The organism is Nostoc parmelioides FACHB-3921 (assembly GCF_014696625.1).
Lineage (GTDB): Bacteria > Cyanobacteriota > Cyanobacteriia > Cyanobacteriales > Nostocaceae > Trichormus > Trichormus parmelioides.
In genome coordinates this window covers 41,839-58,118 of the sequence record NZ_JACJQL010000042.1, presented here as the reverse complement: position 1 = coordinate 58,118, position 16,280 = coordinate 41,839, and the positions used below count along the sequence as shown (strand labels likewise).

Below are 16,280 nucleotides of genomic sequence, written 5' to 3'. Positions count from 1 at the left end.
ATCCTTAAACCGTGATTTTTACGTTCAGCAATGATAACTATCTTATCTCAGTTATATCTCCTATAATCCCTTCACAGTAAGCTTTTTATCTTTTGTAGACAAGTCTAATGTAATTGCTTGGTATTAACAACTGCATTAAAGACTTTTTGATCATGTTTACAACTAATAAATTAAGCAAAACCTTTGCTTGTGCATCGGTAACACTTGGTGTTGCGATTGGTGCAAGTATGGCTGCTTCTCCCGCTCAAGCTGGAACTCTTAACTGGAATGATGGAACTAGCAACTTTTTTGAACAGGTAAGTCCTGTTCTTGGGGATACTTTTTCCGTCACTTTCTCTCCTGCATCACTTGGAGGATTTGCATCTATTTTTCAAGCCAATGGTGAGTTTGCATCAGCTTTCTCAGCAATTCCTCCCAACCCTCCTGTGTTTAGGTCAATTCTGCCACCAGACTCTGCGGTGGGAAACTTTTTGTATGCGGGTACTAGTGGTGCGAAGTTTATCTACAAACTTACCAATGATTTAGTGTTTCAGTTCGATGCCGACAATGATAGCGTTTTTAATCCGCTTCAAGATGTGAGCGTGAAATATGCAAAAGACTCTGAATTTCTAGGTACTTTTGCTGGTGGAGGTGTGGCATTTGAGTTAGACTCCAAGGCTCCGGCTTCATTGGTTACCATTAAGGGAGTCAATTACAATCCATCTAGACTTCAATTAGGTTTTCAGGATCTTCCAGGAGGACAAGGAGGGGGATATAGCGGTGTAGCTCAAGTTTCTACTCCCGAACCTGCGTCTATTCTAGGGTTTATCGCCCTTGCTGGCTTAGGACTTGTATCTAAGGTCAGAAAAGAAAAAACACAGTCACTGGCGTGTGCAAGACACCAGTAACTGTTTCGTTAACTAAGTATGACTAAAAGTTAGAGCTAGCAAGCATCTAGCTTTTAGCTAACTATATACCTAAGTCATGATAACACTTTCAAGAGTTAGCAAGGACATAATTATGTACCCCTAGCTCTTGATATTTTTCCATAATTTTTGTAAAGCAGATATGGCTATAGGGACGTACTTTTGTACGTCCCTACTAAGATGAGCTGTTCTTGCTTTAATTTGCACATATTTTTGTGTTGACTGTTGACCGTTAAGCGTTAACTGTCAACTTCTCATTAAAATTAAGTTTGTGTGGCAAATCATTCCAAGACAGTGAATCTTGGACAATTTCCTGACTTAAATCTAACCAACCTTGCTCATTGCATAAAGCCAACAAATCATTAATTACTGTGTACCAAAGCAGAGGTGCATCAGCACGTCCTTGGGCAAGAAACTGAGCAGCTTGTGTGAGAAAAGTGGTGATATCTTGCTCCACAAATGCCTGTTTTATGGAAAACCAAGCATAGGAACGCGGGTAACGCGATTTTTCAGGGTGAACTGATAACTGTAGATAATCTGCCGCAATTGTTAACAAATTAGCTACTTGCTGGCGGTCTTGACCTGCCAAAATTAAAGCAACTTCACCAGTAATTTGGGCAAACATAACAGAGACAAACTCAGGAGGTTGGCGTGCTATGCGTTCAAAACCCCAAGGATGGGGAGTAGGTAAAGTCTGCAATTGTCCATCAAGATAGGCAAGAAGTTGAGCAGCAAGTGCGATCGCTCCTGTAAAATTTAATCGTCGTGCTTCTGTCCGCACCAAATTATGTAAAAGTTGGATACGCTGCATCAGGAGAATATCATAACCATATTCTTCCTCTAAAACCGCACTTAATCTTAAAGCCTCCTCAGTACGACTGTAAACTTGGTCAAAATCCTGATGACAATAATCAAGATAAGCTGCTGATTGTTCTAAAAATGACTGATGTAGTAGCTTAGACTCCCGTGACAGTGTAGCCATTTGTAGAGGCTTACGCGCTTCCTCAAATAACTGCGCGGCTGTTGTTAGTTGGCGGTGGCGAGCAGCTACCATCCCTTGACTACGAGCGTTACTGTAGCGACGCAGCAATAATTGCTCTTGCAAGGGTAAACGTTTTGCCATCAAGGCTTCTAGTTTTTCGCTAAATAAATCACCACTACCTGCGGGTATATTCATAGTTGCAGTACACCCCCGGCGATAACTTTCCGTGATGTCTGCTAGGAGTTGACTAGAAGTATCAAGCATAAACTAAAGCCTCCTTGTTAGCTTCTGCTTCTTCAATCCGAGATAACGCATAGGTAAGTAATAAACGTTGCTCAATGTTATGTTTAGCACTGGGGCATGGTTCAATACCTTCTAACCAACTCTTTGGACAAGAACCACCGCAAACAGGTAACATGGGGCAAGTAGAACAGGGATATGCACCTTGACGCACTTTATCATTGAAACTAGCTAAACGTTCCCTTTTACCAGGCATCTGTTTACCAGATAAATGATCAATGGCATATTCATTAGGTGTGCCGTATGTAGGAACATAAGACACTTCTGTACAATTAAAAATGTTGCCATAGGCATCAACTAATTCCGAATGGGGCATTACAGCCATACAAACTAGAGGTTTGCGCTCTGGTAATAAACCAACGTTGAAACCTAACTCAATCATTTCCCCAAACCAAGTTATTTCCCAATCAGCAAATTCCTGTTTAGATAAGGAACGAGTATGAGCATCATTGCCCCAAGAATGAATTGGTGCTACATAAAAGCTAATCTTGTCTTGTATCTCTGCTTCAGCTAATTTTTGTAGCAACAAAGAAACAGATTCATAATTTTGATAGTCAACATTACAACGAATATTAATTTGTACATCCAAATCTTGCCGATGAGCTAGGGCTGTAACATTAGCGAAAATTTTCTCAAAAGTAGGTAAACCATTTTTCTGCATCCGCCGAGCATCATGATATTCACCAGTACCATCAAGAGTAATTTCAATAGAATTTACGCCTAATTCTTGAACAATTTCCGTTGCTACTTGATGTGTTAAAGCTAAACCATTGGTGACAATTTTCGCATGATAACTACAACCAAAACTCGCCGCAAGAGCCTGTAATTTTGGCGTAAGATTCCTCATCACTGGTAATCCTACCAAAGGTTCTGCACCAAACCAACTAATTGAGAGACTGCGAAATTTCTTGCTTGCGAGTTTTTTAGTAGCCCGTTCTATAAATTTTTGCTGCTCATCTTCAGTCATCATTTTGCTAGTATGTTCTTGACCGCAGTAATGACAACCCAGTTGACAAAAAGCTGTCGGTTGAATGACTAAATATAAGTTATCGTCATCAATTGCTAAGGCATTATTATAATCTAAAATAGTCTGTAATTCGTTTTCATCATCAGGTACAATTAATTCAATATCAACGAGATCAAACAAAATATCTTGAGGTAATTGATCAAAATTACCACTGGCTAAAATGTGCCAACTATGCTCATCAATAATTCTGACATCTGATGTTCGGCTAGAAAAAATAACCCGCTTTGTTTGTTTTTCAATTTCATCAAAAAATGGTTGTGTGACCACATGATAATGTGAAAGTTTCATATTTATAATGTCCTTGCGAAATAGCCAAGAAATAAGATGTAAGAAAGTTGCTAGTTATCAATTGAAGGATTGGTAATAGGTAATAATTCCGACTCAATTACCAAATCCAGAAACCATATCTACATAACTAGCAACTTGAAAAATTACTTACGAATCTGATCCTTAAAAATAGCTGGATTGGCAACTCTGCGTCCGTTATCCAGTAGGCGACCACTGCAAGATCCATCACAAACACCGTTATGTGCTGCTGCTCCACCCGGTTTTATAGTTCCTGGAAGTCTCTGTATAGAAGGAGATAAATTATTAACTACTCCTGGACGAACTTTGACAGAATCCGTACTTAAATTAGCGCGGTTCAGTAAATTATCAACAGCACCAGGTTGGGGAGTTTGAGCATTAACGGCTGGGTTTAAAGCTGCAATGCTTGTCATTGCAATCATGCTGAAAATGAACTTGATTTTGCTGGATTTTTGAGTAGACATGACAGATATCCCTATAGAAAGAAGTGAATAAACAGATGTTGAATTGAGTGATAAGTACTGAAAAAATGAGATTTTTGTTTTCAGGTTTCACCCTTCACTTACTCATAGGTTGGGGTTGATTTTTTTATGCAGTTTTCTCAAAAAAAAATTTTGCTGTGATGAATTTATTGCTGAAAGTCCATATATACAGGCTCTATAAGGATCTTGCTGCCGGCCTATTCTTTGGCTTCAACCGTCCGGGTGCTAAAGTCTCCCAAGGTCTGATCGACTGGTTCTGGCTTCAGGGGATGCAGTCGAAGGCGTTTTTGTGACCCGACTGCATCAAGGCATTTTCTGAAACGGACTTTACCCAGGATCTCAAAAAGTTCGACGTACCAACGTTGATTATCCACGGCAAATCAGGTCTCCATTGATAGTTCGCCGCTCTAGCTGGGCAATATAAGTGTGCGAGATGAATCATTTCATGGGCGTTGCTGAGTCAGAGTATGAGATGCCAAAATTACCTTTGTTTTTTTTGCACTTACCCTGCGGGTTCCGGTGCATGAGACAAATTTATATTCTCAATCAGCAGTGGCATTTCATGGAAACCCCTAAACGGCAAATTTATCAGTAATTCTTATGATTTTCCCTATCAAAAAAAATCCTTGGCTTTATGTATGCTTAAGTATTTTGAGCTTGTGTTTAGCGGTGACCATCGCTCCTGTAAAAGCATCCATACCGTTACAGACTACTCTCAATGTGTCATTATCCACTCCTCAAACTACGAACGAGTTAGAACAAGGACGAAAACTCTACCATGCAGGACGTTTTGCAGAAGCTGCTACAACATGGCAAACGGCGGCACAGAAATATCACATCCAAGGCGATCGCACCAATGAAGCCCTCAGCTTGAGTTACCTATCATTAGCACAACAGGAACTTAATCAGTGGGACACTGCTAGAAAATCTATCGAGCAAAGTGTGAAAATTCTGCAAACGGCTAAACCTTCTGTTGATGCGATTATCTGGGCGCAAATATTGAATACTCAGGCAAATTTACAATTACGTACTGGCAAAGCTGAAACCGCACTAGAAATTTGGCAACAAGCTCAAAAATATTACGAACAAGCAGGCGACAATATGGGCAGCTTGGGTAGTCAAATCAATCAAGCGCAAGCCTTACAAAGCTTGGGATTTTATCGCCGCTCGAAACAACAGTTGGAGACATTAACGCAAAAACTGCAACAAATGCCAGATTCGGAAGTTAAAGTGAGTGGGTTGCGATCGCTGGGTTTAACTTTGCACGCGATCGGTGATACTAACAGTCAGCTAGTTTTAGAGCAGAGTTTAGCCACCGCCAATAAAATTGACGCTAAAACTCATTTAAGTTCTATTCTTGCGAGTCTGGGGAAAGTTGCCTCTGACTTCCAAGATCCAGAAGTGGCGTTAAATTACTTTGAAGACGCAGAAAAAGCAGCCACAAACCCCAATGAATCCTTGCAAGCACGTTTAGTTCGGTTCAAATTATTGATAGATTACGACAAACTAGAATATGCAGTTCCCCTAGCACCTCAATTACAACAACAACTGTCCGAACTACCACCCAGCCATAGTTCACTCTACGCAGCTATTAATTTTGTGGCTACATTGAATCGCTTGGAAAAACCTGAGCAAGTTTTACCAATTAAAGATTTAGCCCAACTGATGGCATTAACTGTTAAGTCTGCACAACAAATTGAAGATTCTCCAGCCCAAGCCTATGCACTATATCAGTGGGGACAACTCTATCGCCGCACAAAGCAATGGACTGAAGCCAAGGAAGTAGCCCAAAAATCCCTCAATATTGCCCGTCAACTCCAAGCAGACGACATCATTGCTCAATCAGCATGGCAAGTAGGACAGTTGTATAAGCAAGAGGGCGATCGCCCAAAAGCGATTACAGCTTATACAGAAGCAGTGAAGTCATTAAAAGCATTGCGGGGAGATATGGTTGCAGTAAACCCGGATGTTCAATTTTCTTTCCGCGAAAGTGTAGAGCCTGTTTATCGGGAGTTAGTGGGTCTACTTCTAGAAGAACAACCAACCCAGACTGCTTTGATGCAGGCTCGTGAATTGATCGAATCGTTACAAATTGCCGAACTTGATAACTTTTTCCGCGAAGCTTGCTTAGATAAAGCCCAACAAATTGACAAAGTTGACCCCACAGCGACAGTTATTTATCCCATTATTCTCAGCGATCGCTTGGCGGTGATTCTCTCCCAAACTGGACAACCTCTGCGTTACTATGTAACCCGTAAATCTCAAGCTGATATCGAACAAACTCTTGATAATTTGTTAGTAGCTCTCAACCCCGTTTCCGATTCCCAATACAGGGTGCGATTGTCTCAACAAGTTTATGATTGGCTGATTCGTCCGGCAGAAGCAGAACAAATATTTAAAAATACCAAAACATTAGTGTTTGTTTTAGATGGTAAGTTTCGGAATATACCAATGGCTGCTCTATTCGATGGACAGCAATATCTGATCGAGAAATATGCAGTAGCTCTCTCTCCAGGCTTACAACTAATGGCCGCTCAATCCTTGGAGCAAAACAAAATTAAGGCGATCGTCGGTGGTATTAGCCAACCCCGCTCTGGTTTTGCGGCCTTACCTGCCGTGGAGTCAGAAGTGAAGCAAATCTCTCAGACAATACCTTCTTCAATGCTACTTAACCAGAAATTCACCAGCCAAGCTCTAGCAGAGCGTATCAATTCTAGCCATGCCGATGTGGTTCACCTAGCTACCCACGGACAGTTCAGCTCCCGTATCGAAGATACTTTTTTACTGACTTGGGATGGACAAGTGAATGTCAAGGATTTGTCTGAACTACTCAAAAATCGTAGTGGTGATTCATCAAAAGCGATCGAATTATTGGTACTAAGTGCCTGCGACACTGCTACTGGAGATGATCGTGCCGTTCTGGGACTAGCAGGCTTGGCGGTTAAATCCGGCGCTCGCTCAACCATTGCCACCCTCTGGCCTGTGAAAGATAAAGCTGCTGAGATGCTGATGACGCGCTTCTATGGCCAACTACGGCAGCCCAAAATCACCAAAGCCGAAGCATTGAGGCAAGCCCAAATCAACCTGATTCACCAAACTGATTTCCAAGATCCTTTCTTTTGGTCTGGCTTCGTTCTGGTTGGTAACTGGCTTTAAATAAGTGTTAATACTTAGAATAATTAAAATCTTTGCAATATCTTTTACCTAAAGCCAGCCAGAGTTAGTTTATACTGGTATCAGCTATTTTTCACTTTGATTAGTAGCTGAAAGATATCTTACAAGCTTCTTCCCGCAATCAGAATAAATCTACCTAGTATTAAATTGCCTTTTATCAAACAAGGGACAGAATCATGAGACTTGGATATTTAGCTAGTACATTGAGCTTGATTGCTCTAATGACTAGCGGTATGTGGAATAGTGCCTACGGTGTTACCTTTACCCCACCAATTGATAGTGGCGCTCCTAGACAAGCAACTGGAGGAGCTTCCAGGGGTAATCTTTTTACACCTAACTCTCGCAATACCGCTCCTAGACAAGCAACTGGAGGAGCTTCCAGGGGTAATCTTTTTACACCTAACTCTCGCAATACCGCTCCCAGGCACGCAACTGGAGGAGCTTCCAGAGGTAATCTCTTTACTCCTAACTCTCGCAATGCCGCTCCCAGACAAGCAACTGGAGGAGCTTCCAGAGGTAATCTCTTTACTCCCGCCTCTGACAAAGGCGCACCTCAAGAGACCAGTGGAGGAGCTTCTCGTGTTGGTACTTACTACTTGAATCCTTCAACGGTGGGAGCGGCAGGCCCAGCAGCCCTAATTGCACTGTTACCCCAAAGCTTCTACGGCACAACTGTATCTGAGCGTCCCACCATTATGGTGTATTTACCAGCTACTAACGCAGAAGAAGCTGTCTTTAGTCTCAAGGATGAAGCTGGCAATACGCAGTATCAAACAACCATTCCTGTTGCTGGGAAAACTGGGGTCATGGGAGTCAAATTACCAGCAGATGCACCAGCTCTAGCTGTAGGCAAAAACTACCAGTGGTTCTTGGCACTGAAGGTGGATGGAAAACTCAATCCTAGTACACCTTACGTTGATGGTTGGATTCAGCGCATCCAACCCACTGCTGAACTGGCAACAGCAATGCAGCAGAAGGATGCTTTGAAGTTGGCAACTGCTTTCGGTAAATCTGGCGTTTGGTATGACTGTGTAGAAACACTGGCTACCTTGCACACATCTCAACCCAATAATGCAACTATCCTCAAGCAATGGGAAGAACTCCTTTCTTCAGTTAGCTTGAAGGAGATTGTTAAAGCTCCGTTATTAGCGTCTGCTAATTAATCAAGATTAGGGATTGGGAACCAGAAAAATTTATTCCTCAAACCCAATCCCTAATTCCCAATGCTCATCAATTTTAATTAAAGCGTGTGACGGAACTATGTGGCGCAAATTCCAAGCTTTCATCCAGCACACTCGTAGTGTCTTGATAATTACGCCTAGTGTTGCCTTAACGATTATTGTCGGACAATCGTTGGGAATTTTCAATTTGCTTGAGTGGAAACTTCGTGATGAATGGGTGCGACTGCGTTCGTGTGAAGCAAATATCCTTCTGGGGTGTTCCCACAATACAATAGCCGATGAAATCATCGTTGTCACAATTGATGAGCGGGATATCCAATCAGTTGGTAAATGGCCGATTCCAGATAGGTCACTGGCAGAGTTACTAGAGAAAATCCGAGCGCAACAACCCCGTGCCATTGGCTTAGACCTCTATCGGGATTTACCGGAAGGTAAAGGGCATGAACAACTCGTGGAAGTTTTTCGCACCACCCCTAATTTGATTGGAGTTGAAAAAATCACTGGTGAGCGGGTCAATCCGCCACCTGAATTGGAAAAAAATGGCCAAGTAGGATTAGCCGATTTAGTATTGGATGGCGATCGCCATGTGCGCCGCGCTCTCTTGACTGCGATCGATACCCAAGAAGAAGGCAAAATCAAAGCCGGACTAGCAACTGTTGTCGCACTCAAGTACCTGGAAGCCGAAAAAATCACCTTAGAATCAGTTGATGCCAAACAGCAGAAATTTCGCTTGGGTAAGCAAATACACTTACCACTAGAAAATTTAAATGCGGGTTATACAGATGCTGATTTGGGCGGCTATCAAATTTTACTTAACTGGTATGGTTCAGAAGCCGCCTTTCGCACAGTTACAATGCGCGATGTGTTAGCAGGGAAAATTCCTCCAAAACTGATGCGCGATCGCATGGTTTTTATCGGTTCAACTGCTGCCAGTACCAACGATTTCTTTAGTACACCTTTTAGCTCTTCTTTGATTTCTGCTCAAAAACCTACACCAGGTGTTGTGATCCACGCCAATATTGCTCATCAACTGGTACGGGGGGCAAGAACAGGGAAAGCCAATCTGCGTGGTGTTTCTGGCTGGTCTATGGCAGGCTGGATTATTTTATGGTCTGTGATCGGTTCTAGTGGTAGTTGGTTGTTAGCTAGCGCACGCAGTGGACGACGGATTCCAGGCGGAAAAATTCTTTGGGCAACCACATCCATCAGTGGGGCATTTCTGGGAGGTGGCTATGGAATGTTTCTGCATGGTGTTTTGATTCCAGTTACACCCCCCCTAGCCGCTTTCATCATGAGCGTGATTGCCACAACTAATGCCTATAAACAGCAGAAGTTGGAAGAAGCAAATCAGCAATTAGAAATTGCTAATAGCCAACTTTTAGATTATTCCAAAACCCTAGAGTTAAAAGTCCAAGAGCGGACTCATGAATTACTGGAAGCCAAGCAAGCTGCCGACGCTGCTAACCAAGCTAAAAGTGAGTTTCTGGCAAATATGAGCCACGAACTACGCACGCCACTGAATGGCATCCTTGGTTTTGCTCAAGTGCTAGAGGTATCACCCAATTTGCAGGAAAAAGACTTAGAGGGAGTGAACATTATTCACCAATGCGGCTCACATCTTTTGCTACTGATTAATGACATTCTTGACTTGTCAAAAATTGAAGCTCGTAAATTAGAGTTGGTGGCGGTTAATGTACATCTGCTAACTTTTTTACATGGTGTGAGTGAGATTTGTAGTATCCGAGCAGCGCAAAAGGGGATTGCATTTAAATTCTCTATAGACGATCGCCTACCAACAGTCATAGAGGTGGATGAAAAGCGCGTCAGGCAAGTGTTGATCAACTTACTAGGCAATGCTATCAAATTTACGGATAGCGGCGGAGTGACTTTTAAAGTAGAGTTACTGGACACTCAAGATCAGGATCATCAGCCATCCTCGCTTGCCAATATTCGTTTTCAGATTGAAGATACAGGCGTGGGTATGTCACCGGAGCAACTAGAGAAAATCTTCTTGGCTTTTGAGCAGGTAGGTGATTACAGACGGCAATCTGAAGGTACTGGTTTAGGATTAGCCATCAGTCAAAGAATTGCCGAATTAATGGGTAGCCAAATTCAGGTACAGAGTCGCCTGGGTGAAGGAAGCATTTTCTGGTTGGATTTGTCACTTCCGGTGCCAATTTCCCATGATTGGCAGGCCTACGCCCCAACGCACCAGAAAATCATTGGTATTCAGGGTAGTACACCGCAAATTTTGATTGTCGATGATGATGACAACCACTGTTCTATGTTAAACAGTCTGTTACAAAAAATTGGCTGTCAAACCCTAGAAGCAAGGGACGGCAAACAGGGACTACAGATGGTGAATGAACATCATCCGGATTTGATTCTGCTTGATTTAGCTATGCCTAATATGGATGGCTTTGAGCTAATGGTTCAGCTACAAGAGAATCCACAGACTAGTTCTATTCCCATCATTGTCTCTAGTGCCAGCGTATTTGAGGAAAATCGCCAACGGAGTTTGCAAGCTGGAGCAACAGCGTTTTTGCCGAAACCCTTACAAATTGATGAACTATTCAATGCGCTGCGATCGCTACTCAATGTCGAGTGGATTTATGCCCCATCTGCATCTTTGTCTTTATCTTCTCAACCAGAACACACGACTCATACTGAATTGGTTTTGCCATCACAGGATGTTCTACAACAACTCTATCATTTAGCCATGATGGGGGATATACCAGCGATTGAGGCAATTCTTAGAGAGCTAATTCAGCAAAATAGTCAGCTAGCTCCCTTCACCACTGAGTTGACTAAACTCACTACCAACTTCCAAACCGCAAAAATTCGCCAGTTCCTGAAATCATTCTTCATAACGGAGTCGCATCCATGATCACCGAACCTCTTGTACAGCCAACATATGTCCTTTTAGTAGATGACAACCCCAATAATCTGAAAGTTTTATCAGAAGCGGTTCAGGGATGTGGTTGGAAAGCACTCATGGCGACGGATGGAGAGTCGGCGCTAGAACAAACAGAATATGCTCATCCTGATTTGATTCTCCTTGATGTTATGATGCCGGGTATTGATGGGTTTGAAACTTGCCGTAGATTGAAAGCCAATCCCATCACTCAGAATACCCCAGTCATTTTCATGACAGCTTTGTCTGATGCTACGGATAAAGTCAAAGGACTAGAAATTGGTGCAGTTGACTATATTACCAAACCCTTCCAACATGAAGAAGTTATCGCTCGATTAAAATTACACCTAAAAATATCCCATCTCACCCGTACCCTAGAACAAAAAGTCCAAGAACGCACAGCAGAATTAACTCAATCTCTACAACAGTTAAAGCAAACCCAAATACAACTCATCCAAAGTGAGAAAATGTCCACCCTGGGACAACTTGTTGCCGGTATAGGTCATGAGATTAATAACCCCATTGGTTTTATTAGTGGAAATTGCTCTCATATTGAGGAATATGTCAAGGATATTCTTCGTTTAGTTCATCTCCAACAGCAAAAATTATCACACTCAGACCCGGAAATTGAAGAACTAGTTGAAGAAATTGACTTAGAGTATTTAGCAGAAGATTTACCAAAAATCTTAGGGTCGATGCACCAAGGGATTGATCGGCTTAAGGATATCAGCCTTTCTCTGCGGACTTTTGCCCGATCTGATATCTCATCTAAAGTAGAGTTTCAAATTCATGAAGGTATGAATAGTACTTTAATGTTATTGAAACATCGACTGAAAGACCAAAGCGATCGCCCAAAAATCGAGGTGATCAAAGAATATGGTACTTTACCAGCAATTATTTGCTATCCTGGGCAACTTAATCAGGTATTCATGAACATCATTGCTAACGCTATTGATGCCTTTGATGATCTCCATCAGAACTGTTCAGACCAGGAAATAAAGGCTTCTGACCCTCACACAATTACAATTACTACATCGGTTGATCAGGAGCAAGCAGCTGTGACAATTTGCATTGAAGATAATGCTCTTGGTATGGCTCCTGAGGTGCAAGACCGCATTTTTGAGCCATCTTTTACAACCAAGGCTGTAGGTAAGGGAACTGGACTAGGATTAGCCATCACCCAGCAAATCATTGTCGATAAGCACAATGGAAAAATTAAGTGCTTGTCAACTTTGGGTAAGGGAACAAAATTTATTATTACTTTGCCAATCTCTAGTCAGTAAGTCAGAATGAATTGCCCTCCCTAATCCCTATTCGACGCTCACCGTTGTCTGGACAACTCCTGCATTATTGCGAGTATCTACATTCGGTAAACGATTATTGTTAGTTAATAGTGGGACTTCTTGACGGCAAGACAGGCAGAACCAATATAGTTCCCCGTGACGGACATGGCGGAGGAGAGAACCACCGCAACATGGGCAATTATTGGCTCGCAGACTCATACCAATGTCCTCCTAAAAGAAAAATGTTGTTGAAAATGTTAAAAAAAGTTGTTGTTTAAAAGCGGATTTTAGCTGTGTGGATATAACCGTTTAAGTTAACGCGGTCTTTGATAATTTGTTGATATACGGCTTCATACCCATCAACCATTTGGCTAACGCTAAATTTATTGACTACTGATTCTATACAATCTCGACGATTCAATTCCAAAGTAGCAGGTATCATCTGAATCATTTCTTCATAATTTTGGCAGATAAAACCTGTTTTACCTTGGTCGATCACCTCAGGTACAGAACCAAAATTCATCCCTATAACTGGCGTACCAGTTGCCATTGATTCAATCATCACTAAACCAAAAGGTTCTGGCCAATTGATGGGAAAAAGAGTAGCAGCAGCATTGCCTAGTAGTTCAGCTTTTTCTGTATGGTTAATTTCGCCTAAATATTCAATTTGCTGACCATCTATATAAGGGAGAATCTCTTGTTCAAAAAACTTGGCATCTACTGTATCAACTTTTCCGGCCATCTTTAAATGCCAACCACTCTGCTTGGCGATCGCGATCGCCTGATGTGGGCCTTTTTCGGGAGAAAAGCGTCCTAAAAATGCTAGATATGGCGGCTCTTTTGGTTGAGCAATGAACGGATAATCTTTTGGCTCAATACCGTTATAAACGGTTCTTATATAGTTTAGATGAATTTGACGCTGGGCGTTGCTAATACTAACGTATGGTTGCTGATGATGATGACTAAAGACGTTTTGGTTATCCTTGGTAAAATGTCCATGCAGCGTATGCACTGTAGGGGTTTTTACCAAACTCGCTAAAGGTAAAGCCGAAATCCCTAAATGAGAATGGATAATATCGAATTCCGTCGCGTTCTGATAGACTTGGCTCAGTTCTAAAGTTTCATAAGCGGCATAATCTTGGACATTTTTGTCTAAGCGTAATGCACGCGGATAAACTGTTTCTAAATGTGCCAAGGTTTGAGAATCGCCAGAGGCGAATAATGTTACCTCATGACCGCGATGAACTAGTTCGTTTGTCAAGTGACTTACTACTAGTTCAATGCCTCCATAACTTGGAGGTGGAACTCGTTCCCATAAGGGGGCAACTTGAGCGATTTTCATAAATTGTTTCGGTTCAGTCGGTAAGATGCTCCTCACAATTCAGACTTACATCATTTTATGAGGAATAAAATTATTACTTCCTGTTTTGACATTTAAATTAACCTAATGAACACTTTCAAGGGGAATATTAGATTAAACATACTGTCACAATTTACGGAATGTAATGTATTTTCACCCCTAAATCATAAGCACTAAGCAACTACTTTTAGAATATAGCTTATATTTTCCGAGTTCATCTGTCTGAAGAATCATAAACAAGTAAAATATTTTGTAGTCTAGCTGACAAAAAGGAGTGTTTTGTAGCGAAAACTACTAAAAATATAGTTTGGGATCAATTCTAAAAGACTTCTCTTGAAAGAAAACACAAAAAAACAAAGGAATCTGATAAATATTAAATAATCATAAAAAAAAATCGATGTCATAGTCATTATTCATTTACATAGTGTTAACTAACTAATGAAAATCGCTACTTGGAACGTTAACTCGATTCGCACTCGTCTAGAGCAAGTTGTGGATTGGTTAAAACAAAATCCCGTTGATGTTCTGTGCTTGCAGGAGACAAAGGTTGTAGATCATGATTTTCCACGATCGCCTTTTGAAAGTTTGGGCTATCACTTATATATATCAGGGCAGAAAGCTTACAATGGCGTAGCTTTAATTAGCCAACAACCCCTTACAGATGTGACCACGGGATTCACACCGATTTTGCCAGATATAGAACCGATATGGGACGAGCAGAAACGAGTAATTACAGGGGTGATAGATGGTGTACGGATTGTCAACCTCTATGTTCCCAATGGTTCAGCGATCGCCAGCGAAAAGTATGAGTATAAGCTACGCTGGTTAACTGTATTGAGAGAGTATCTGCGATCGCTTCTCTTATTACAACCCGCCATCTGCATCTGCGGTGACTTTAATATTGCCTTAGAAGACAAAGATATTCACGAAAAAGTCAAAGCTGAAAATCACATCATGGCATCTCCAGCCGAGCGCCAAGCTTTACAAGATGTTTTAGAACTAGGCTTTGCTGATGCTTTTCGCAAATTCACCACCGAAGGCGGACACTTTAGTTGGTGGGATTACCGCGCCGCCTCTTTCCGCCGTAACCAAGGCTGGAGAATCGATCATCACTACCTCACACCAGTACTATATGCACAGGCGAAAAGTTGCACTATTGATATCTCCCCCAGAAAATTAACTCAACCAAGCGACCATACTCCCGTCATTGTCGAAATTTAAAGTTGAGACTTTAGATTAGATACTGGGGGACTGGTGAAAGAAGAGAGCAGGGGGAGCAGGGGGAGCAGGGAGCAGGGGGAGCAGGGGAGCAGGGGAGCAGGGGAGCAGGGAGCAGGGGGAAAAATTTCCCCAGTCCCCAGTCCCCAGTCCCCAGTCTCCAGTCCCCAGTCCCCATTACCCCTTATCCCCAATCCCCAGTCCCCAATCCCTAATCCCTAATCATTATGTTTTTGGTAACTGGAGCAACAGGAGACATTGGCCGCAGAGTGATAAGACTCCTGCGCGAACACGATCATTCTGTGCGAGGTTTTGTCCGTCTTACTTCGCGTTACGGTGAACTGGAACACCGAGGAGCCGACATCTTTATTGGCGATTTGCGGCGCGAACAAGATATAGAAAAAGCTTGCCAAGGTGTTCAATATATTATCAGCGCCCACGGCTCTGATAACGATGCACTAAGCCTCGACTACCGTGCTAACATCGCACTGATCGACCAAGCGAAAGCTAACGGAGTGCAGCACTTTGTCTTTATTTCCGTATTAGGAGCCGAACGGGGGTATGAAGATGCTCCCGTATTTAAAGCCAAACGAGCTGTAGAAAATTATTTGGCGGCTAGTGGCTTGAACTACACCATTTTACGTCCGGCTGGATTAGCATCTAACTTGCTACCTTTAGCAGAAAGGTTTCGGGAAACAGGGTTATATTTGCTAATTGGCGACCCTAAAAACCGTATCTCTATTGTGAGTACAGATGATTTAGCAAGGATAGTAGTGGATTCAGTGACCGTTCCAGACGCTCGTAATCAAATCTTTTCCGTCGGGGGGCCAGAGATTCTATTACGTGAGGACATTCCCCAAATTTTCGGTCATATCTTTAAGAAAGAACCAATAGTGGTTAACTCACCATTATTGGTCATTGATGGATTGCGGGGTGTCTTGGGTTTAATTAATCCCGAAGCACAACAGGCTTTAGGAACTTTCCGCACCTTACTGTCCAATGAATTTTTCTGTAGAAAAGATGAGATAGCTAAATTAGAGCAGACCTTTAACTTTCCCTTGGAAACTTTGGAAAGTTTCTTAAGGCGCTATTTAGCTGTTTGAGTAAGTTGGTTGTTAGTGGTCGGTTGTAACTGCATACTAACCACT

The 16,280-nt window shown here is 42.2% G+C and carries 12 protein-coding genes; 7 read left to right on the top strand and 5 right to left on the bottom strand.

Annotated features, from left to right (window positions below):
* The first annotated feature begins 152 nt into the window (after positions 1–152).
* Positions 153–887: a PEP-CTERM sorting domain-containing protein gene (locus H6G14_RS22615; RefSeq protein ID WP_190569836.1), complete on the top strand. Its 735-nt coding sequence runs from the start codon at positions 153–155 to the stop codon at positions 885–887.
* 250 nt (positions 888–1,137) lie between these two features.
* Here H6G14_RS22615 and H6G14_RS22610 read toward each other — a convergent pair whose 3' ends face one another.
* The 3 genes from H6G14_RS22610 to H6G14_RS22600 form a co-directional block, all read right to left on the bottom strand.
* On the bottom strand, positions 1,138–2,151 hold the full coding sequence (locus H6G14_RS22610) for a hypothetical protein (RefSeq protein ID WP_190569834.1): 1,014 nt from the start codon (positions 2,149–2,151) through the stop codon (positions 1,138–1,140).
* Complete coding sequence (locus H6G14_RS22605; protein ID WP_190569831.1) at positions 2,144–3,502, bottom strand: radical SAM/SPASM domain-containing protein; 1,359 nt, start codon at positions 3,500–3,502, stop codon at positions 2,144–2,146. Before H6G14_RS22605 ends, H6G14_RS22610 begins: the two co-directional genes overlap by 8 nt.
* Positions 3,503–3,645: 143 nt before the next feature.
* Entirely contained in the window at positions 3,646–3,933 is a 288-nt protein-coding gene (locus H6G14_RS22600) for a hypothetical protein (protein WP_242053510.1), read from the bottom strand.
* Between the two features lie 669 nt (positions 3,934–4,602).
* Here H6G14_RS22600 and H6G14_RS22595 point away from each other — a divergent pair.
* The 4 genes from H6G14_RS22595 to H6G14_RS22580 all read left to right on the top strand — a co-directional run bounded on the left by H6G14_RS22595 (position 4,603) and on the right by H6G14_RS22580 (position 12,554).
* Positions 4,603–7,158, top strand: a complete 2,556-nt coding sequence (locus tag H6G14_RS22595; RefSeq protein ID WP_190569828.1) for a CHAT domain-containing protein — start codon at positions 4,603–4,605, stop codon at positions 7,156–7,158.
* Positions 7,159–7,352: 194 nt separating this feature from the next.
* Positions 7,353–8,339, top strand: coding sequence for a DUF928 domain-containing protein (locus H6G14_RS22590; protein ID WP_190569826.1), 987 nt, complete (start codon positions 7,353–7,355; stop codon positions 8,337–8,339).
* Between the two features lie 97 nt (positions 8,340–8,436).
* On the top strand, positions 8,437–11,244 hold the full coding sequence (locus tag H6G14_RS22585; protein WP_190569824.1) for a CHASE2 domain-containing protein: 2,808 nt from the start codon (positions 8,437–8,439) through the stop codon (positions 11,242–11,244).
* Positions 11,241–12,554: a hybrid sensor histidine kinase/response regulator gene (locus tag H6G14_RS22580; protein WP_190569822.1), complete on the top strand. Its 1,314-nt coding sequence runs from the start codon at positions 11,241–11,243 to the stop codon at positions 12,552–12,554. The genes H6G14_RS22585 and H6G14_RS22580 overlap by 4 nt, the downstream gene beginning before the upstream one ends.
* A 27-nt stretch (positions 12,555–12,581) precedes the next feature.
* On the opposite strand, the gene H6G14_RS22575 is transcribed toward H6G14_RS22580, so the two are convergent.
* On the bottom strand, positions 12,582–12,773 hold the full coding sequence (locus H6G14_RS22575) for a hypothetical protein (protein ID WP_084789123.1): 192 nt from the start codon (positions 12,771–12,773) through the stop codon (positions 12,582–12,584).
* 55 nt (positions 12,774–12,828) lie between these two features.
* Positions 12,829–13,896: a glycosyltransferase family 4 protein gene (locus H6G14_RS22570; protein ID WP_190569821.1), complete on the bottom strand. Its 1,068-nt coding sequence runs from the start codon at positions 13,894–13,896 to the stop codon at positions 12,829–12,831.
* Between the two features lie 456 nt (positions 13,897–14,352).
* Here H6G14_RS22570 and xth point away from each other — a divergent pair, with 456 nt between their 5' ends.
* Positions 14,353–15,135, top strand: coding sequence for an exodeoxyribonuclease III (xth, locus tag H6G14_RS22565; RefSeq protein WP_190569819.1), 783 nt, complete (start codon positions 14,353–14,355; stop codon positions 15,133–15,135).
* 224 nt (positions 15,136–15,359) lie between these two features.
* Entirely contained in the window at positions 15,360–16,235 is an 876-nt protein-coding gene (locus tag H6G14_RS22560) for an SDR family oxidoreductase (protein ID WP_190569817.1), read from the top strand.
* Positions 16,236–16,280 lie beyond the last annotated feature (45 nt).